The organism is Pseudoduganella rhizocola (genome assembly GCF_045984285.3).
Lineage (GTDB): Bacteria > Pseudomonadota > Gammaproteobacteria > Burkholderiales > Burkholderiaceae_D > Rugamonas.
Window position 1 is genome coordinate 34,119 of record NZ_JBJQIK030000004.1, and the last position, 19,123, is coordinate 53,241.

17 protein-coding genes and 1 riboswitch are annotated in these 19,123 nt (G+C 64.1%); of the genes, 6 read left to right on the forward strand and 11 right to left on the reverse strand.

Features of this window, described 5'->3' with window-relative positions:
• Window positions 1-35: 35 nt before the first annotated feature.
• Window positions 36-3,596 (reverse strand): indolepyruvate ferredoxin oxidoreductase family protein, encoded by a 3,561-nt coding sequence (locus ACJRPG_RS10460; RefSeq protein WP_408000019.1) that lies wholly within the window; start codon window positions 3,594-3,596, stop codon window positions 36-38.
• 92 nt (window positions 3,597-3,688) lie between these two features.
• On the reverse strand, window positions 3,689-4,810 hold the full coding sequence (gene hppD, locus ACJRPG_RS10465) for a 4-hydroxyphenylpyruvate dioxygenase (protein ID WP_408000020.1): 1,122 nt from the start codon (window positions 4,808-4,810) through the stop codon (window positions 3,689-3,691).
• A 125-nt stretch (window positions 4,811-4,935) separates the two neighbouring features.
• On the opposite strand from hppD, the gene ACJRPG_RS10470 reads away from it, so the two are divergent.
• Window positions 4,936-5,457 (forward strand): Lrp/AsnC family transcriptional regulator, encoded by a 522-nt coding sequence (locus ACJRPG_RS10470; protein WP_408000021.1) that lies wholly within the window; start codon window positions 4,936-4,938, stop codon window positions 5,455-5,457.
• Here the strand turns inward: ACJRPG_RS10470 and ACJRPG_RS10475 are convergent.
• Genes ACJRPG_RS10475 through ACJRPG_RS10490 form a run of 4 tightly spaced genes read right to left on the reverse strand, consistent with a single transcriptional unit; the run spans window position 5,449 to window position 10,059 of the window.
• Complete coding sequence (locus tag ACJRPG_RS10475) at window positions 5,449-6,108, reverse strand: GNAT family N-acetyltransferase (protein WP_408000022.1); 660 nt, start codon at window positions 6,106-6,108, stop codon at window positions 5,449-5,451. The two genes, ACJRPG_RS10470 and ACJRPG_RS10475, sit on opposite strands and share 9 nt — an antisense overlap.
• Window positions 6,105-7,397, reverse strand: coding sequence for a multifunctional CCA addition/repair protein (locus tag ACJRPG_RS10480; RefSeq protein WP_408000023.1), 1,293 nt, complete (start codon window positions 7,395-7,397; stop codon window positions 6,105-6,107). The genes ACJRPG_RS10475 and ACJRPG_RS10480 overlap by 4 nt, the downstream gene beginning before the upstream one ends.
• 4 nt (window positions 7,398-7,401) lie before the next feature.
• Window positions 7,402-8,082, reverse strand: a complete 681-nt coding sequence (locus ACJRPG_RS10485; protein WP_408000024.1) for a glutathione S-transferase family protein — start codon at window positions 8,080-8,082, stop codon at window positions 7,402-7,404.
• 9 nt (window positions 8,083-8,091) lie between these two features.
• Window positions 8,092-10,059, reverse strand: coding sequence for a lytic transglycosylase domain-containing protein (locus ACJRPG_RS10490; RefSeq protein WP_408000025.1), 1,968 nt, complete (start codon window positions 10,057-10,059; stop codon window positions 8,092-8,094).
• A 112-nt stretch (window positions 10,060-10,171) separates the two neighbouring features.
• On the opposite strand from ACJRPG_RS10490, the gene ACJRPG_RS10495 reads away from it, so the two are divergent.
• Window positions 10,172-10,693, forward strand: coding sequence for a 5-formyltetrahydrofolate cyclo-ligase (locus ACJRPG_RS10495; RefSeq protein ID WP_408000026.1), 522 nt, complete (start codon window positions 10,172-10,174; stop codon window positions 10,691-10,693).
• Here the strand turns inward: ACJRPG_RS10495 and metF are convergent.
• From metF to ahcY, 3 genes are all read right to left on the reverse strand, one after another.
• Window positions 10,677-11,516, reverse strand: a complete 840-nt coding sequence (gene metF / locus ACJRPG_RS10500) for a methylenetetrahydrofolate reductase [NAD(P)H] (RefSeq protein WP_408000027.1) — start codon at window positions 11,514-11,516, stop codon at window positions 10,677-10,679. The two genes, ACJRPG_RS10495 and metF, sit on opposite strands and share 17 nt — an antisense overlap.
• Window positions 11,503-11,859, reverse strand: a complete 357-nt coding sequence (locus tag ACJRPG_RS10505; protein ID WP_408000028.1) for a phage holin family protein — start codon at window positions 11,857-11,859, stop codon at window positions 11,503-11,505. The genes metF and ACJRPG_RS10505 overlap by 14 nt, the downstream gene beginning before the upstream one ends.
• Window positions 11,860-11,939: 80 nt before the next feature.
• The gene (gene ahcY / locus ACJRPG_RS10510; RefSeq protein ID WP_408000029.1) at window positions 11,940-13,349 is read right to left on the reverse strand and encodes an adenosylhomocysteinase; all 1,410 of its coding nucleotides are present in this window, start codon (window positions 13,347-13,349) and stop codon (window positions 11,940-11,942) included.
• Between the two features lie 28 nt (window positions 13,350-13,377).
• A riboswitch (S-adenosyl-L-homocysteine riboswitch) is annotated at window positions 13,378-13,450 on the reverse strand.
• A 112-nt stretch (window positions 13,451-13,562) separates the two neighbouring features.
• On the opposite strand from ahcY, the gene ACJRPG_RS10515 reads away from it, so the two are divergent.
• On the forward strand, window positions 13,563-14,231 hold the full coding sequence (locus tag ACJRPG_RS10515) for a hypothetical protein (RefSeq protein ID WP_408000030.1): 669 nt from the start codon (window positions 13,563-13,565) through the stop codon (window positions 14,229-14,231).
• Here the strand turns inward: ACJRPG_RS10515 and ACJRPG_RS10520 are convergent.
• Together ACJRPG_RS10520 and metK are read right to left on the reverse strand one after the other, a co-directional pair.
• Window positions 14,194-14,925 carry a M14 family zinc carboxypeptidase gene (locus ACJRPG_RS10520; protein WP_408000031.1) on the reverse strand — a complete coding sequence of 244 codons (732 nt, stop codon included), beginning with the start codon at window positions 14,923-14,925 and terminating at the stop codon, window positions 14,194-14,196. The genes ACJRPG_RS10515 and ACJRPG_RS10520 overlap by 38 nt on opposite strands.
• Before the next feature lie 172 nt (window positions 14,926-15,097).
• Window positions 15,098-16,261: a methionine adenosyltransferase gene (metK, locus tag ACJRPG_RS10525; RefSeq protein ID WP_408000032.1), complete on the reverse strand. Its 1,164-nt coding sequence runs from the start codon at window positions 16,259-16,261 to the stop codon at window positions 15,098-15,100.
• 193 nt (window positions 16,262-16,454) lie between these two features.
• On the opposite strand from metK, the gene ACJRPG_RS10530 reads away from it, so the two are divergent.
• Genes ACJRPG_RS10530 through dapF form a run of 3 tightly spaced genes read left to right on the forward strand, consistent with a single transcriptional unit; the run spans window position 16,455 to window position 19,053 of the window.
• Complete coding sequence (locus ACJRPG_RS10530; RefSeq protein ID WP_408000033.1) at window positions 16,455-17,300, forward strand: lysophospholipid acyltransferase family protein; 846 nt, start codon at window positions 16,455-16,457, stop codon at window positions 17,298-17,300.
• On the forward strand, window positions 17,297-18,193 hold the full coding sequence (locus ACJRPG_RS10535; protein ID WP_408000034.1) for an LpxL/LpxP family acyltransferase: 897 nt from the start codon (window positions 17,297-17,299) through the stop codon (window positions 18,191-18,193). The genes ACJRPG_RS10530 and ACJRPG_RS10535 overlap by 4 nt, the downstream gene beginning before the upstream one ends.
• Window positions 18,190-19,053, forward strand: a complete 864-nt coding sequence (gene dapF, locus ACJRPG_RS10540; RefSeq protein ID WP_408000035.1) for a diaminopimelate epimerase — start codon at window positions 18,190-18,192, stop codon at window positions 19,051-19,053. Before ACJRPG_RS10535 ends, dapF begins: the two co-directional genes overlap by 4 nt.
• Window positions 19,054-19,123 lie beyond the last annotated feature (70 nt).

Sequence of the window (19,123 nt, forward strand, 5' to 3'; positions counted from 1 at the left end):
AACAATGGCGCCCTCAGGCGCCATTGTTGCCGCTTTTACGCGGTGGCCGCACGCGGAACGCCGCCCGGCTCGTGGTAGGCCGTCAGCAGCGCCGCCTCCTTCTGCTTCGCAGCTTTCAGGTGGCGCTCCTTCACGTGGCCGTAACCGCGGATATCCTCCGGAATGCGCGCGATGGCAACCGCCGTCAGCAGGTTTTCGGCGGCGAGTTTGGGCAGCAGCGCCTCCACCGTTTCACGGTATTCGCGAATCAGCCCGCGTTCCATGCGGCGCTCGGCGGTGTAGCCAAAGATGTCCAGCGCGGTGCCGCGCAGGCCCTTGAAGCGCGCCAGCACGCGGAAGGCGGCCATCATCCAGGGGCCGAACTCCTGCTTGATCAGGTGGCCGTCCTTGTCATGCTTCGCCAGCAGCGGCGGCGCCAGGTGGAACTTGAGCTTGTAATCGCCTTCGAACATGCCGGCGATCTTCTCGCGGAATGCCGGGTCGGTATGCAGGCGGGCTACTTCGTACTCGTCCTTGTAGGCCATCAGTTTGTACAGGTAGCGCGCCACGGCCTCGGTCAGCTTGAGCTGCGGCTGGCCAAGACGGCTTTCGGCCGCGCGCACCTTCTCCACGAACTCCTTGTACTGCTGGGCATAGCCTACGTTCTGGTAGGCCGTCAGCAGGTCGATGCGACGGGCCACGATTTCGTCCAGCGTCTGCGCGCGCTTGAATTCGATGACCTGCGCCGGCGTCACCATCTTCGTTACCGCAGCCAGGTCGTACGCTGCATAGCGGCCCCAGTTGAAGGCTGCCTTGTTGAAGTTGACCGACACATTATTCAGTTCGATGGCCTTCATCAGCGCGGCCTCGCCCAGCGGCACGTGGCCTTTCTGGAAGCAGTAGCCCAGCATGAACATATTGGTGGCAATGGAATCGCCCATCAACGCGGTGGCGATGCGGCCTGCATCGACGAAGTCCACCTGCTCCTTGCCGCATGCGCGCACGATTTCGTTCTGCGACGAAGCGCCCGGGAACTGCCAGTCCGGGTTCTTCACGAATGCCGCCGTGGTGGCGCCGGTGGAGTTGATGGCAGCCCAGGTGCGGCCCTCGCCCATGCGCGACAGCGCGTCGCGGCTGGCGGTCACGATCTGGTCGCAGCCGATCACGAGGTCGGCATTGCCGGTGCCCACGCGGGTGGAGTGCAGGTCGGACTGCTTGTCCGCCAGGCGCACGTGCGACATCACGGGGCCGCCCTTCTGCGCCAGGCCGCTCATGTCCAGCACCACCGCGCCCTTGCCTTCCACGTGCGCGGCCACGGCCAGGATCTGGCCCACCGTCACCACGCCGGTACCGCCGATGCCGGTGATCAGGATGCCGAAGGGCTGTTCGGTCGATGGCAGCTGCGGCGCAGGCAGCGCCGGCATGTCGCCGCCGGCCTGCGCAGCCTTCTTCGGCTTCTTCAGCGCGCCGCCTTCCACCGTCACGAAACTCGGGCAGAAACCGGTGGTGCAGGAGAAGTCCTTGTTGCAGGAGGACTGATTGATCTGGCGCTTGCGGCCCAGTTCCGTTTCCAGCGGCTCCACCGACAGGCAGTTCGACTGCACGGAGCAGTCGCCGCAGCCTTCGCATACGGCTTCGTTGATCACGGCGCGCTTGGCCGGATCGGGATACTCATTGCGCTTGCGGCGGCGGCGCTTCTCGGAAGCGCAGGTCTGGTCGTAGATCATGGCCGACACGCCCGGCTTGTCGCGCAGCTCGCGCTGCACGTCCATCAGCTCGGCGCGGTGGCGCACGGTCACGCCCGGCGCCCAGGCGTAATCGTCCGGATATTTCTCGGGATCGTCGGTGACGACGATGATGGGCGTAACGCCTTCCGCTGCGATCTGGCGCGAGATCATGCCGGGATCCAGCGGTCCGTCCACGTTCTGGCCGCCCGTCATGGCGACAGCGTCGTTGTACAGGATCTTGTAGGTGATGTTGACCTTCGCCGCAACGGCGGCGCGGATCGCCAGGATGCCGGAGTGGAAATAGGTACCGTCCCCCAGGTTGGTGAACACGTGCTTTTCGTTGGTGAACGGCGCCTGGCCGACCCAGGTCACACCCTCCGCACCCATATGGGTGAAGGTGGAGGTTTCGCGGTCCATCCACAGCACCATGTAATGGCAACCGATGCCCGCCAGCGCGCGCGAGCCTTCCGGCACCTTGGTCGAGGTATTGTGCGGGCAGCCGGAGCAGAAGAAGGGCGTGCGGTCGGTCTGCGGATTCGCCTTGGCCGGCACATTGCTCAACACCAGCTCCTTCGCTTCCAGGTAGGCGATACGCTCCTTCACGCGCGCCGCCACCGGATGGCCGTCGCAGTAGTGCGAAATGCGGCTGGCGATGGCGCGCGCGATCTGCGCGGGATTCAGCTCATAGGTTGCAGGCAGCAGCCAGTCGCCGTGGCCGCTGCGGTGCTTGTTGGACCATTCGCCGGTGTCGTCGAACTTGCCCACCACGCGCGGACGCTCGCTGTCCGGCAGGTTGTACAGTTCTTCCTTCAGCGCGTATTCGAGGATCTGGCGCTTTTCCTCCACCACGATGATCTCGTCCAGGCCGCGCGCGAATTCGTGCACGCCGTCCGCTTCCAGCGGCCAGGTCATGCCGATCTTGTACAGGCGGATGCCGATGTCGGCGGCGGCCTGCTCGTCGATGCCGAGGTCGGCCAGCGCCTGGCGCGTGTCGAGGTAGGATTTACCGGCGGTGATGATGCCGATCTTCGGCTTCGGGCTGTCCCAGATAATCTTGTTCAGCTTATTGGCGCGCACATAGGCCAGTGCGGCGTACCATTTGTAGCTGTTCATGCGCACTTCCTGGTCCAGCACCGTATCGGGCCAGCGGATATTCAGGCCGCCCGCGGGCAGCTCGAAGTCGTCCGGCATGGCGATCTGCACACGGTCCGGATCGAAGTCCACCACGGCGCCGGATTCGATGATGTCGGTCACGCACTTCATCGATACCCACAGGCCCGTGTAACGGCTCATGGCCCAGGCGTGCAGGCCGTAGTCGATGTATTCCTGCACCGAGGATGGATACAGCACCGGAATGCCGCAGGCGGTGAGGATGTGGTCGGACTGGTGCGCGGTGGAGGAGGATTTGGCCGCGTGGTCGTCGCCGGCCAGCACCAGCACGCCGCCATGGCGCGCGGTACCGGCATTGTTGGCGTGCTTGAACACATCGCCGCAGCGGTCCACGCCGGGGCCCTTGCCGTACCACATGGAGAACACGCCGTCGTATTTCGCATCCGGGAACAGGTTGGTCTGCTGCGTGCCCCATACGGCGGTCGCAGCCAGGTCTTCGTTCATACCGGGATGGAATTTGACATGGTGGGCGTCGAGGTACTTCTTCGCCTTCATCGCCGTCATGTCGATGCTGGTGACAGGGGAGCCGCGGTAGCCGGTGATGTAGCCGGCGGTGTTGAGGCCCGCTTTCAGGTCGCGTTCGCGCTGCATCATCGGCAGGCGGATCAGCGCCTGGGTGCCGGTCATGAAGGCGCGGCCGCGCTCCAGCGTCCATTTGTCATCCAGCGAAAATTCCTGTGCCGTGGCGGATAGCTCCGTCCCTTTCACGGGTGCGTTCATACGATTTGTCTCCAATATTCTTCAAGTGCCAAAGCCGGCGCCCCGTCTTGTCGCAGGGCTGCCGGCTTATGTGTGCTGCTTTGCCGCCGAAATCAGGCTGCTGTCTTGCTCGGGTCTTCCAGCACGCCGCGGCGGATCTGGTCCAGCTCAATCGATTCGAACAGCGCGCGGAAGTTGCCTTCGCCGAAGCCCTGGTCGCCCTTGCGCTGGATGATTTCGAAGAAGATCGGGCCTATCACGTTCTGCGTGAAGATCTGCAGCAGCAGTTCGCGTTCGGTTTCCGACTTCGCCTTGCCGTCGATCAGGATGCGCAGGCGGCGCAGTTCGTCCAGGTTCTCGCCATGGTTTGCCACGCGGCGGTTCACCAGTTCGTAATAGGTTTCGATGGTGTCCTGGAACGCCACGCCCTGGTCCTTCATGCCCTGCACCGAGTTGTAGATATTGTCGGTGCCCAGCGCGATGTGCTGGATGCCTTCGCCGTGGTATTCGTTCAGGTATTCCGCGATCTGCGACTTGTCGTCCGACGATTCGTTGATCGGAATGCGCACCTTGCCGCAAGGGGAAGTCATGGCCTTCGACTTCAGGCCGGTCAGCTTGCCTTCGATGTCGAAGTAGCGGATCTCACGGAAGTTGAACAGGCGCTCGTAGAAGTCCGCCCATTCCTTCATGCGGCCGCGGTGCACATTGTGGGTGAGGTGGTCGATGTAGGTCAGGCCGTTGCCCACCGGGTTCGCTTCCGCGCCCGGGATCGCCACGAAATCCGCATCGTAGATGCTGATGTCGCCGATGCCGCCCGGCGTCACGCCCGGCTTGCCGCGCCAGCGGTCCACCAGATACAGCAGGGAGTCGCCCACGCCCTTGATGGCGGGGATGTTCAGCTCCATCGGGCCGGTCTTGTTATCGAAGCCCCAGGCGCCCAGTTCCAGCGCGCGCTTGTAGGCATAGGCGGCATCCTTCACGCGGATCGCGATGGCGCACACGGAGGGGCCGTGCTGGCGTGCGAAACGCTGGGCGAAGGAGTCCTGCTCGGCGTTGATGATGAAGTTGATGTCGCCCTGGCGGTACAGGGTCACGTCCTTGGTGCGGTGGCGGGCGATGGCGGTAAAGCCCATCTTTTCGAACAGCGCGCCGAGTGCTTTTGGATCCGGGGCGGCGTACTCGACGAACTCGAAGCCGTCGGTACCCATCGGGTTTTCCCATGGGGTGAATTGCATGTGCGTCTCCTGGCAGAATAGCCGTCAGTATAGTCCCGCCCCCGAGGTATTAAATTGCGAACATCTCGCGCTCTCACAGTTTTTACGCAATAATATTTCGTATACACACCAATAAAGGGGGAAAAATGTCCAAAATCTCGCTGGATAAGACCGACCGCAAAATTCTTTCCATTCTGCAAAGCGACGGCCGCCTGTCCAACCAGGACGTGGCGGAGCAGGTCAGCCTGTCGCCCTCCCCCTGCCTGCGCCGCATCAAAAGGCTGGAAGAGGAAGGCGTGATCCGCCAGTATGTGGCCCTGCTCGACCCGGACAAGATCGGCCTCGGCCTGCTGGCTTATGTGAACGTGCGGCTGGAAAAGCACAGTGACGCGACGGCGCACAGCAATGCCCGCGCGCTGGGCGTGGCCGGGGGCGTGGGTTCGCCGCGCGCCGACTTCGCGGTGGCGGTGGAGCAGTGGCCGGAAGTGGTGGCCTGCTATGCGATGACCGGCGAAATGGACTACCTGCTGCGCGTGCACGTGGAAGACATGGACCACTTCTCGCGCTTCATGATGGCGACGCTGCTGCGCCACCCCGCAGTGCTGGACGTGAAATCCAGCTTCGCCCTGCAGCGCATCAAGGATACGACGGCGCTGCCGCTAATCTGATTTCTTCCTCCGTCCCGGCATGCGCTCCCACAATTTGGCGGCGCGCCGCACATTGGCTTTCAGCGCGTAGTCCAAGGTGGCCAGCTGCTCCTGCATGGCTTCCTGCAGCACGCTGGCAGGGTCGGCCGGGCCGAGTTTGAGGTAGGCGTCCGCTTCGCCGTAGTCGCGGTGGATTTCCATGCCGGCTTTTTTTGCGATGTGCATCATGGTCTGGTTGGACGACAGGCAGTGCATGTAGAGCGTATCGATGTCCTTGTTGCGGCAGACGATGTTGGCGCGTTCGAACAGCCTGGAGCCGATGCCCAGGCCGCGCGCCGACTTCAGCACCGAGACGCCGAATTCGGCTACCCAGTCCTTTTCCGTACTGCTGTCCGCCGGCTTGGGCGCGAATGCCAGGTGGCCCACGGCAGCCAGGCGGAAGGTGCGGTTATACACTCCGAACACGATGTCGCGCTCGAAATCGATACCCATGACGTATTTCGTTACCTGCTCGTCGCTGAGGTAAGAACCGAAGCGCAGCACACGGTCCTGCTTTTCCAGCGCGAGGAAATGTTTCAGCATGCGGCGGCGGTCGCGCTCGCGCAGCTCCTTCACCGGCACCGTGGGACGGTTGGGCGATTCGCCCAGCCAGCGGAAGAAGTTGAGCTTCATGCCGCACCGTCCCCGTCGTCACCATCGTCCGCATCGTCCGCGCCGTCCGGACCGATGCCGGAGGCGGCAATGGCGGCCTTGACGGCGCGCACGCGCGCGGCGCGCACCATTTCCGGAATGCGCTCCGGCCTGTCGGCGGTGCGCTGCGCGATCTCGCCCGCGTTCACGGCGCGTGCAGCGGCAAGCGCGTTCTCAAGATAGGGCCGCTGGGGATAAGGCGCTTCGCGGAAGCTGACGTCAGCGCTTTCCCTTCCCCGTGCATCGCATTCGGAGGCCATCAGCATCTGGCTGAACCGCGCAGGCTTGCGGAAGGCATCGCAGCGCTCGAACAGCGTGACGACCGTGCGGGCGCGCAGCTCCAGTGCACGCGATACGTTGCCGTGGTCGCGCGCCGTCATCACCGCCAGGTCGCGGCATTCGGTCGGCACCTTGAGGCGCTTGCATACTTCGTTCACCAGATCGACGCCGAGGCCTTCGTGACCATGGTGGGCGGGCCATTTGTGCTCCGGCGTAATGCCCTTGCCAAGGTCATGCATCAGCGCCGCGAAGCGCACCGGCAGTTCGAAATCCTGCGAGGCCGCGTAGTCGATGACCTGCTGCATGTGGATGCCGGTATCGACTTCCGGATGCCACTTCTCCGGCTGCGGCACGCCCCACAGGCGGTCCAGTTCGGGAATGATGCGCGCCAGCGCGCCGCAGCGGCGCAGCACTTCCAGCATGCGGGACGGCTTCTGTTCCATCAGGCCGCGCGCCAGCTCCTGCCACACACGCTCGGGCACCAGCGCATCCACCTCGCCCTGCTCCACCATGTGCTGCATCAGCAGATTGGTTTCCGGTGCAACGCGAAACTCGGGGAAGCGCGCGGCAAAGCGCGCCACGCGCAGGATGCGCACGGGATCTTCGGCAAAGGCGTCCGAGACGTGGCGGAAGATGCGGTTGGCAATATCCTGCCTGCCGTTGAAAGGATCGGTGATGGCGCCGTCCTCGTCGCGCGCCATCGCATTGATGGTGAGGTCGCGCCGCACCAGGTCATCTTCCAGCGTCACATCCGGCGAAGTGTGGAAGACGAAGCCTTTGTAGCCGGGCGCCGTCTTGCGCTCGGTGCGGGCCAGCGCATACTCCTCCTGCGTTTTTGGGTGCAGGAAGACCGGGAAGTCCTTGCCTACAGGGCGGAAGCCCTGCTTCACCATCTCCTCGGGTGTGGCGCCGACCACCACATGGTCGTGGTCCTTCACCGGCAGCCCAAGGAGCTCGTCGCGCACTGCCCCGCCGACGACATAGGTTTTCATGGCTTCATTCCTCGGCCAGCGCTTCCTCGATCCAGCGTGCGACGGCGGGATGGCTGCGGATACGCTCGCAATAGGCGTTCAGCACAGGCGGCAGCACCACGCCATAGGTCTTGAAGCGCGTGACGACAGGCGCATAGAAGGCATCGGCGATCGAGAAATCGCCGAACAGGTATTCATTGCGGCCGAAGCGGCTCAGGCATTCTTCCCAGATCTCGCTGATGCGGCCGATATCGGCCTGGGTTTCCGCCGCCCGGCCCTGGCCGGGGAAGCTGCCCTTGATATTCATCGGCATCGTGCTGCGCAGGCTGGCGAAGCTGGAATGCATCTCGGCGCAGATGGAACGCGCCATCGCGCGCGCCGCCACGTCGCGCGGCCACAGGTGTTCGTCCGGGAACTGCTCGGCGAGGTATTCGCAGATGGCCAGGCTGTCCCAGATGGTGGTTTCACCGGCCAGCAGCACCGGCACGCGGCCGCTGGCCGAGTAGCGCGAAATATTGTTGGAGGTGTCCGGCTTGTCCAGCGCCACGCGCACTTCCTGGAAGGGAATCTGGAACGCGTTCAGCACCACCCAGGGCCGCATCGACCAGGAAGACAGGTTCTTGTTGCCGATAACGAGCGTGAGGCCGGGTGCGCGGGCAGCGGCCAGGGTCTGGCTCAGGGTGGGATCAAGTTGTGTGGTGTGCATGGACATGGTCTAGCGGCTGCTGAAGGAGGTTTGCTGCTGTTCCTGTTCGGTATAGCCTTTCGGCGTCACGGTGCCGAGGCGCGCCTTGAGCGACTGCGGTTTGCCTTCGAACAGGGCAGCGTAATAGGTCGCGTTGGTCATCACGTTTTTCACGTAAGAGCGCGTTTCATAGTAAGGCATGGTTTCGATGAAGACCGTGGCGTCCATCGGCTTGGTCAGCGTCGAGCGCCAGGAACGCAGGCGTCCCGGCCCTGCATTGTAGGCAGCCGTGGCCAATACCTGCGAGCCGTCCATGCTGCCGAGCACCATGTTCATGTAGTTCGCGCCGAGCAGGATATTGGTGCGCACGTCGGTCAGCATGTCCTGCACGAAGTCCGTCAGGCCGATTTTCTTGGCGACCCAGCGGCCGGTGGAAGGCATCACCTGCATCAGGCCCGATGCGCCCGCACTGGACTGCGCGTTCATGATGAAGCGCGACTCCTGGCGGATCAGGCCATAGACCCAGGCGCGGTCCAGGCCAAGGGTGCTGGTGGTGGGCTGCATGATGTCGTCATGCGGCGCCGGATAGCGGTGGCTGTAATCGGCCTGCACGCGGGTGCGTTCCGAGGTGTAGACCATGCGGTCGAGGATATGCTTTTCACGCGCATATTCGGCGGCTGCGATCAGTTCGCGCTCGCTCAGGCGGCGCACTTCCCAATTCCATTCGCGCGTCCCTTCGAAGCGCAGGCGCAGGTCGAAGAATTTGAGCGCACGCTGGATGCCGGGATTGGCGGCAATGGCAGCCATTTCGGCCGGCGTGGGCGGTGCGCCCGGCGCAGGGATCGATACCGTGCGGCCCAGCTCCTCGGCCGCCAGCAGGCCATAGTAGTCGGAGCGGTCCGCGATGCTGCGGTACAGCGCCAGCACCTCCGGCGTGTTGCTGCGTGCTTCCGCGGCCAGCGCGCGTGCATTCCAGTAAATCCAGGTGGGGTCGGCGCGCAGGCTGGCCGGCATGGCGGCAATGGTCTGGCGCAGCAGGCGCCAGTCGCCCTCGCGCATCGCGTAGCGCGCCTTCCACTGGAACTGGTCGATCGACAGCGGTGCGCCGTTCGATTTGCGCCAGTAGTCCATGGTGTCGCCATCGATCACATAGGACGCCTGGAGCGCGATATTGGCCCAGCCGATGGCCTGTTCCTGCGGCGTGAGCTTCGGCATGGCCTTTTTCAGCGCCAGCACGGACAGCTTCACGCTGGTCTTGGCGGCGCGGCCCACGGCGACCAGGAAGGTTTCGTGATCGGCCTTTGTGCTGCCTGCGCCTTTGGTCAGGGCGATGGCGGGCAGGTCGATGGCCTGGGCGATTTTCTTGTCCGAGCCGTTCAGCAGCATGATGGTGCGGCGCGCGGGGCCGGTCGCATTGCGCTCGCCCGCCAGGCGCACCTGCGCCCACAGGTCTTCGGCGCTGAACTGGCTGGTCTGCGCGAGCGACGCGATCAGCGCGCCGCACGCCTCGCCGTAATTCGGCGGATCCACCAGCAGCGCGCGCGCCTCGGCAGCCACGTTCTGGCCCTTGCTCAGGCGCGACAGCAGCGCATAGCACTTCACCTGCAGGTCGTCATCCAGCACGAACAGGGGGCGCTGCTGGTCGAACATGGCCCAGTCGCGCTTGCGGCCCAGCTCCAGCAGCCAGTCGTTGCGCATGCGGTCGGCGATGGCGCTGCCTTCGTATTTTTTCAGGAAGTCGAGCACTTCCATCGCGCCGGCATCGCGCAGGTGCGATTTCAGCCGATAATAATCAACATACGATGGAATGGCATAGCTGGTGAGGCGGGCTGCGTAGAACTCGGCTTTGGAAGCATCGTCGCGGCGCACCGAGTCGCGCAGGAGCAGGAAGGCGTCATCTTCCTTTTTGCTGTCGCTGTCCTGTGCGATGGCCGGTGCGGCGGCGAGGCAGGCCGTTGCGAACAGTGCGCCGGCTATCCATTTCGACTTGGAAATCAATGTACGACTCTCTCTGTAATTCAGCATTATGACCAGCGATTCAAGAATACCACGCAACAACAGTGCGCTACCAGCCTCCAACGCACAGACAGGCGCAGATGCGAAGGCCGTTTTGCGCAAGGAACTGCTGGCCGCGCGGCGCGCCATTCCGCCCGAAACGCGGGCGCAATGGGATGCGGATATCTGCCGCCACATCGTGGAATGGTGGCGGCAGAGCCGTGTGCAGGCGCTGGGCGTGTACTGGCCGCTGCGCGACGAACCGGACCTGAGCGCCGCCTATGCAGAGCTGGCGCGGCTCGGCGCGCGGCTGCTGCTGCCGGTGGTGGTGCAGCGCGATGCGCCGCTGGAGTTCGCGGACTGGGAGATCGGCGAAGCGATGGTGAAGGACGCGATGGGCATCGCCGTGCCCGCGCAGCTGCGCATGGATGCGCCGCCGGCTGCGCTGCTGGTGCCTTGCCTCGGCTACAACCGCGACGGCTTCCGGCTGGGGTATGGGGGGGGATTTTATGACCGGACGCTGGCAAAAGCGCCGCGTCCGGCCACGGTGGGGATTGCCTATTCCTGCCTGATGGCGGATTTCGGCAGCGATGCGCACGACATCGCGCTTGACCGCATCATTACTGAGGCGCTTTAACCAGCCGTTCCCACAGCGCCGTGGTTGGCGCCGCCTGGTTCATGCTGTAGAAGTGCAGGCCCGGCGCACCGCCCGCCAGCAGGCGTTCGCACAGCTGCGTGACCACATCGAGGCCGAAAGCCTTGATCGATGCGGTATCGTCGCCGAAGCTGGCCAGTTTGAGGCGCACCCAACGCGGGATCTCCGCGCCGCACATATCCGAGAAACGCATCAGCTGCGTGTAGTTCGTGATCGGCATGATGCCGGCCACGATCGGCACGTTCACGCCCGCCTTCTGCGCCGCGTCAACGAACTGGAAATATGCATCGGCGTTGTAGAAGTACTGGGTAATGGCGGCGTTGGCGCCGGCGTTCACCTTGCGCACGAAGGCCTGCAGGTCATCCTGCGGCGATTTCGCCTGAGGGTGCACTTCGGGATAGGCCGCCACTTCGATATGGAACCAGTCGCCCGTTTCGGCGCGCACGAATTCCACCAGCTCGTTCGCGTAGCGGAACTCGCCGCCGGCGCCATAGCCGCTTGGCAGGTCGCCGCGCAGCGCCACCAGACGCTTGATGCCGTGCGATTTGTACTGCTGCAGGATGGCCCGGATGGATTCGCGCGTGCCGCCCACGCAAGACAGGTGCGGCGCGGCGTCTTCACCGGCGGCCAGGATTTCCAGCACGGTGTCCAGCGTGCCTTGCTGGGTGGTGCCGCCCGCGCCAAAGGTCACGGAAAAATATTTGGGATGCAGTTCGGAGAGCTTGCCGCGCGTGGCGCGCAGCTTCTCGGCGCCTTCCGCCGTCTTGGGCGGAAAGAACTCGATACTGAAATTATGACTTGCCATCGGCGTCTTTCAACAGAAGAGTGGAAAGGGCCCAGGAGATCACGCTGTACAGCAGCGCCCCGCCGATCGCCGCCCAGAAGCTGTCCACATGGAAGCCGTCCACCACTTTCGCCACCATCCAGAACATGAAGCCGTTGATGACGAAGATGAAGAGGCCCAGCGACAGCACGGTCACAGGCAGCGTAAGCAGCAGGAGCAGCGGGCGGATCAAGGTATTCACCAGGCCCAGGATGAGCGCCGCAATCAGGGCCGTGCCAACGCTTGTGACGTCGACGGAATGCATCAGGTAAGGCACTGCGAACAGCGCCGCGGCGTTGATAAACCAGGTCAGGACCAAACGCATAGTAGAACCTCAGACGAAGCATGGGCTCCCGCCTGCGCGGGAGCGACGGCGTCGTCCCCGCGCAGGCGGGGACCCAGGGGTTAATAGCGGTAGTGCTCGGGCTTGTACGGGCCTTCGACCTTCACGTTGATGTAAGCGGCCTGCTCTTCGGTCAGCGTGGTCAGTTGCGCATTCAGCTTCTTCAGCTGCAGGCGCGCCACTTTCTCGTCCAGGTGCTTCGGCAGCGTGTACACGCCCACCGGGTAAGCCTTGGTGTTCGAGAACAGCTCGATCTGCGCGATGGTCTGGTTCGCGAACGAGGACGACATCACGTACGAAGGGTGGCCGGTGCCGCAGCCCAGGTTCACCAGGCGGCCTTCGGCCAGCAGGATGATGCGCTTACCGTCCGGGAAGATCACATGGTCCACCTGCGGCTTGATGTTCTCCCACTTGTACTTCTTCAGCGCAGCGACGTCGATCTCGTTGTCGAAGTGGCCGATGTTGCAGACGATGGCCTGGTCCTTCATCTTCAGCATGTGCTGTTCGGTGAGGATGTGGTAGTTGCCGGTGCAGGTCACGAAGATGTCGCCGTGTTCGGCGGCGTAATCCATGGTGACAACGCGGTAGCCTTCCATCGCGGCCTGCAGGGCGCAGATCGGATCGATCTCCGTTACCCACACTTGTGCCGACAGGGCGCGCATGGCTTGCGCCGAGCCCTTGCCCACGTCGCCGTAGCCGGCGATGACGGCGATTTTACCGGCGATCATGACGTCGGTCGCGCGCTTGATACCGTCCACCAGCGATTCGCGGCAGCCGTACAGGTTGTCGAACTTGGACTTGGTGACGGAGTCGTTCACGTTAATCGCCGGGAAGGCCAGCTTGCCTTCCTTGTGCATCTGGTACAGGCGATGCACGCCGGTGGTGGTTTCCTCGGTCACGCCCAGGATGTGCGGCAGGCGCTTGGAGTACCAGTTCGCGTCCTTGGCCAGGTGGGCCTTGATGGAGTTGAACAGGCAGATTTCTTCTTCCGAACCCGGCTTGTCCAGCACCGAGATATCCTTCTCGGCGCGCGCGCCCAGGTGCAGCAGCAGGGTTGCGTCGCCGCCGTCGTCCAGGATCATGTTCGAGTACACGCCTTCGCCCGGCCATTCGAAGATGCGGTGGGTGTAGTCCCAGTAGTCGTCCAGGGTTTCGCCCTTGATGGCGAACACCGGGGTGCCGTTGGCGGCGATGGCGGCGGCGGCGTGGTCCTGGGTCGAGTAGATATTGCACGAAGCCCAGCGCACCTGCGCGCCCAGCGCTTCCAGGGTCTGGATCAGCACTGCGGTCTGGATGGTCATGTGCAGGGAACCGGTGATGCGGGCGCCTTTCAGCGGCTGCTTGGCGGCGAATTCCTCGCGGATCGCCATCAGGCCCGGCATTTCGGTTTCAGCGATCTTGATTTCTTTATTGCCCCAGTCAGCCAGGCTGATATCGGCAACGATGTAGTCTTGTTTGAGTCCGGCGTTCATCACGCCCTCCTTTCAGTAAGTTGAAAAAAGTTCGTGAGCGCGGTTGCAGAAGATTCCGAGCCTGGCAAATCAGTTGATTTGTCGCAACGCTCCTCGGAGAGCGGCCATTTTACACCCATCTGTCTGCCGAATCCAACAAGGAGCAGCACACAATTGAAACGCACCCGCCATGAAGTTATCATTTTTTTATCACTCCGCGCGACAGGCTGACCGATGAAAAAACTTCCCCTCTTTCTCGCGTTCCTGCTCATGGTCTGCGCTTGGGGCGCTCGCGCCGAGGTCAAAATCCTCAGCTATACCGCCGTCATCGCCCAGGTGTTCGAGAACACGGATACCGGACAGCCTGCGCCCGGCCTGTTCGTCATCGGCACCACCATCACCAGCCGCTGGATTCTGGAAAGCGGAGCGCCGGACACGCCGATCAGGGTGCATGCCACCGACACGATGATCGGGGGCCAGCATTTATGGTCGCAGGGCGGCATTGGCGGCCTTTCCGGCAACTCTCTCTACCTCACCAGCGGCCCTTTCATGAATCCGGACAGCAGCGCGGAGTGGGACTATGCCGGATGGAGCATCGTGGAGTTTGCCACCGTCTTCCGAGGGCCTTCGATGAACGGCTTGCCTCCGCACCGCATACCGACACTCGCACAGCTACTGGCGACCCCTCCGGATATGCGCACGTTCGGCCTCACTGTGCAGCGGCCGGAGGGGCCCGATGATGTGTGGTACACGGCAGTCGCCCATCTCAGCGCATTCACGCTTGAAACGGTGCCGCCGGTGCCCGAGCCGGATGCCTGGCTCCTGATGCTGGGCGGGGCAGTGGCGTTCGGCCTGCTGCGCGTGGTCAGGAAGTCTGGTTTACGTTCTGCCGGATCCAGCTGAGCATGTCGGCCCAGATGCGCTGCTGCTCGGCGGGCGCGGGCAGGTTCTGGGCGTGCGACAGTTCCAGCGTGATGACCGGCGTGTTGCGGTACAGGCCGAGGTAGTTGCCCAGCGAGCCGGGATAGACGCCGACGCGGTTGAAGCGCAGGCGGCCGAAGCGCTGCGGCACCGGGGCCGGGCCGTCGAAATCGAGCACGCCGTAGGGCGCATGCACGGAAATGATGATGTCCGGCTTGAAGCGCTCGATCTCTTCGCTCAGCCAGCGGCTTTCCGGCTCCGACAGCGGCGCCTTGCCGGGGAAGCGGCGCGGGTCGCTGCCGGTGCGCTTGGCCCAGTACACGGGCGCTTCGCGCTCCCAGCCGGGCGTGGGGAAATTGCGGTTCAGGTCCACGCCGCTCGCGTTGGTGCGGGTGGGCTTGGGCGCCAGCAGGCCGTCCGGATTGACGGCGGGCGCCACCCGCCAGTGGAAGCTGCGGGCGATGGGCCGCGTCATCCAGTTCATCCAGCGGAACACGATGGCGGACGAGGTCAGTTCGTCGCCGTGGATGCCGCCCAGCAGCAGCACGCGCAGCGGCTCCTGCGTGCCCGGCGCCGGGGGAATCTCGCGCACCAGGATGGGCATGCCCTTGCGCGACTGGGCGCCGGTCGGTTTCAGCCCGCTGGACACGCATTCGGCGCGCGAGACGCCAGGCAAGCGGGCGCCCAGGCGGCCGCACAGCTCGTCAGCGGTGGCGGCCGAAGCAATATCCGCGATGGCGAAGGAGAACAGGGCCGCGCCAACTATCCGGCCAAAACGATTTGCAGCGATAGCAACACCTCTGGAAAGAAAAACGCCCGGAGGATCCGGGCGCTTATCACTTTAGCACTTACAGGCCGGCTGAGGCGCGCAGCGCGGCAACCTTGTCGGTACGCTCCCAGCTGAACTCCGGCTCTTCGCGGCCGAAGTGGCCGTAGGCGGCGGTCTTCTGGTAGATAGGACGCAGCAGGTCCAGCATCTGCACGATGCCTTTCGGACGCAGGTCGAAGTGCTCATGCACCAGCTGGGCGATTTTCTCGTCCGCGATCACGCCCGTACCTTCGGTGTACACGGTGATGTTGATCGGACGCGCCACGCCGATGGCGTAGGACACCTGCACCTGGCACTGGCGCGCCAGGCCGGCGGCCACGATGTTCTTCGCCACGTAGCGGGCCGCGTAGGCTGCGGAACGGTCCACTTTCGACGGATCCTTGCCGGAGAAGGCGCCGCCGCCGTGCGGGGCTGCGCCGCCGTAGGTATCGACAATGATCTTGCGGCCGGTCAGGCCGCAGTCGCCCTGCGGACCGCCGATGACGAAACGGCCGGTCGGGTTGACCAGGAATTTGGTGTCCTTCAGCCATTCCTTCGGCAGCACCGGACGGATGATCTCTTCGATCACGGCCTCTTCGATCTGCTTGTGCTGCATTTCCGGCGCGTGCTGGGTGGACAGCACCACGGTGTCCACGGCCACAGGGCGGCCGTCCACGTAGCGCAGTGTGACCTGCGATTTCGCGTCCGGACGCAGCCATGGCAGGCGGCCGTCCTTGCGCAGCTGCGACTGGCGTTCCACCAGGCGGTGCGAGTAGTAAATCGCGGCCGGCATCAGTTCCGGGGTTTCGTCGCAGGCATAGCCGAACATCAGGCCCTGGTCGCCCGCGCCCTGGTCGAGGTCGATGCCGGCGCCTTCGTCCACGCCCTGGGCGATGTCCGGCGACTGCTTGTCGTAGGCCACCAGCACGGCGCAGCCCTTGTAGTCGATGCCGTAGTCGGTGTTGTCGTAGCCGATGCGCTTGATGGTTTCGCGCGCGACCTGGATGTAGTCGACGTTGGCGTGGGTGGTGATTTCGCCCGCCAGCACCACCAGGCCGGTGTTGCACAGCGTTTCAGCGGCCACGCGCGCCTTCGGGTCCTGGGCCAGGATGGCGTCCAGGATGGCATCGGAAATCTGGTCGGCGACTTTGTCGGGATGGCCTTCCGAGACGGATTCGGAAGTGAAGAGGTAATCGTTAGACATCGCAAGCTCCTGTGTGTCTGGTTGATAATACGGTCGCAACCACCACAAGGGTCCTGCGACGCTTTAGCGATATTTATATTCCGCCTCGCAAGTTGTCTGTTAACTCGGCGGTTACTGCTTGTCGTGGTATTTTACGCTTCTTCAAAAATTTTTGGGTAGAGCAACGCTAAAAATCGTTGCCGGTGACTCCTCAATGCTTCTAGCCATTTTCCGTTTCTTTTCAGTTTTTCCATTGCCAGTTTTGCATGCCCTCGGTTCGGCGCTGGGCTGGCTGGTATACCTGCTATCCCCTTCCGTGCGCCGCCGCATGCGGGAAAACATGACGCGCGCCGGCGTGGCGCAGCACTTGCCGCAGGCCGTTTCCGAGGCGGGCAAGGCCATTTCGGAGCTGCCCTTCATCTGGTGCGCCGACCCGGCCCGCGTGTCGCGCTGCGCCACCATCGACAACTGGGAACTGGTGCAGAACGCGCTGGATAACAAGCAGGGCATCGTGTTCCTGACGCCACACCTGGGCTGTTTCGAGATCGTGGCCCAGGAGATCGCGCTGCGCCAGGAACTGATGGTGATGTACCGCCCGCCCAAGAAAGAGGCAATGAAGCCCCTGATCGAAGGCGCCCGGGCACGCAAGAACCTGCTGCTGGCCCCGGCCAATATGGGCGGCGTGCGCCAGCTGGCCAAGTTCCTCAAGAGCGGCAAGCCGATCGGCCTGCTGCCGGACCAGGTGCCGCAGGAAGGCGAAGGCGTGTGGGCCGAATTCTTCGGCAAGCAGGCCTACACCATGACCCTGCCGGCCAAGCTGGCGCAGCTGGGCGACGCGCTGGTGATCGTGACCTATGCCGAACGGCTGCCGATGGGACGAGGCTATGTGATCCGTTTCGTGCCCTTTACCGGTTCGCTGGAAGGCGACAGCGCCCAGCAGGCGCGCGCCATCAATGCGGCGATGGAGCAGCTGATTGCCCGCAATCCGGCGCAGTACTACTGGAGCTATAACCGCTACAAGGTACCGGCCGGCGTGGCAGCCCCTGCGGAGGCGGCATGAAGATCCTGCTGGGCTTTATGTGGCTGCTGCACTGGCTGCCGCTGCCGGTGCTGGGCCGCTTCGGCGACCTGGTGGGCAGCCTGCTGTTCGTGATCATGGGGCCGCGCCGCGAAATCGCGCTGACCAACCTGCGCCTGTGCATGCCGGAGCTGTCGGAAGACGAGCGCCGGGCGCTGGCGCGCAAGCACTTCCAGGCCTATTCGCGCAGCGTGTTCGAGCGCGCCATCCTGTGGTGGGCGTCGGAGGCGCGGCTGAAGCGGCTGATCGTCATCGAAACCAGCGCAGGCATGCCGCCGGGGCAGATTCCGGTGGCCGCCATGACGGAAAAGCCGACCATCCTGCTGTGCCCGCATTTTGTCTGCCTGGACGTGGGCGGCGCCTCGATCGCGATGCAGGCCAGCGCCTCCTCCATGTATGTGCAGCAGAAGAACGCTGCCTTCGACAAGGTGCTGCGCGACGGCCGCGCGCGCTTCAAGCCGGTGAAGCTGTTCACTCGCCAGGACGGCATCAAGCCCATTCTGCGCGCACTGCGCGACCACCTGCCCTACTTCATGCTGCCGGACATGGATTTCGGCGAGAAGGACGCGGAATTCGTGCCCTTCTTCGGCATCCAGGCCGCCACGCTGACGGCTACGGCGCGCATTGCGGCCACCACCGGCGCCCAGGTCATGCCGGTGATCGCCACCTTCCTGCCCGATTACCGTGGCTGGCGCGTCAAGTTTTATCCAGTGTGGGACAATTACCCCGGTCCGGACATGGTTGCCGCCACCCGCCGCATGAACGAGTTCATCGAGGAGCGCGTGCGCGAAGCGCCGGCCGAATACTTCTGGACGCACAAGCGCTTCAAGACCCGTCCCGAGGGCGAACCTTCCTTCTATTCGAACAAGCGATGAAACTCAAATTCACCAAGATGCACGGCGCGGGCAACGACTTCGTAGTGATCGACGCCATCAACCAGCAGCTGGACTTCACCCCGGTGCAGTGGAAGGCGCTGGCCGACCGCCGTTTCGGCGTGGGCGCGGACCAGATGCTGGTGGTGGAGAGATCCTCGCTGCCAGGCTGCGATTTCCGCTACCGCATCTTCAACCAGGACGGCGGCGAAGTGGAACAGTGCGGCAATGGCGCGCGCGCCTTCGTCAAATTCGTGTCGGAGAAAGGGCTGACCGACCGCCGCAGCATTTCGGTGGAGACCATGTCCGGCGTGATCTCGCCGCGCCTGGAAGACGACGGCAGCGTGACGGTGGACATGGGCGCGCCGGTGCTCGAGCCCGGGAAAGTGCCGTTCGACACCGAAGGCCTGGAAGGCGTAGCCGAAGGCCGCGACACGCTGTGGCCGCTGGTGCTGGAGCTGGGCGGGCAGAAGGAAACCGTGCTGGTATCGGCGGTCTCGATGGGCAATCCGCATGCGGTGCAGGTGGTGGCCGACGTGGACACGGCGCCGGTGGAGCTGACCGGGCCGCTGATCGAGCACCACCCGCACTTCCCCAAGCGCGTGAACGCGGGCTTCATGCAGCTGGTGAACCGCCACCACATCCGCCTGCGCGTGTTCGAGCGCGGCGTGGGTGAAACGCTGGCCTGCGGCACGGGCGCCTGCGCCGCCGCAGTGGCCGGCATCCGGCGCGGCCTGCTGGACTCCCCGGTGCGGGTGGACGCGCGCGGCGGCCAGCTCTCGATCGCCTGGGCCGGCGAAGGCCAGCCCGTCTACCTCACCGGCCCCGCCGTCACCGTCTTCGAAGGCGAAATCACCCTCTGATCAGCCCGCCACTGACACCATGGGGCCAGGCCCCCTGTGTCAGTGACATGCGGTGCCTGACCCCATGGTG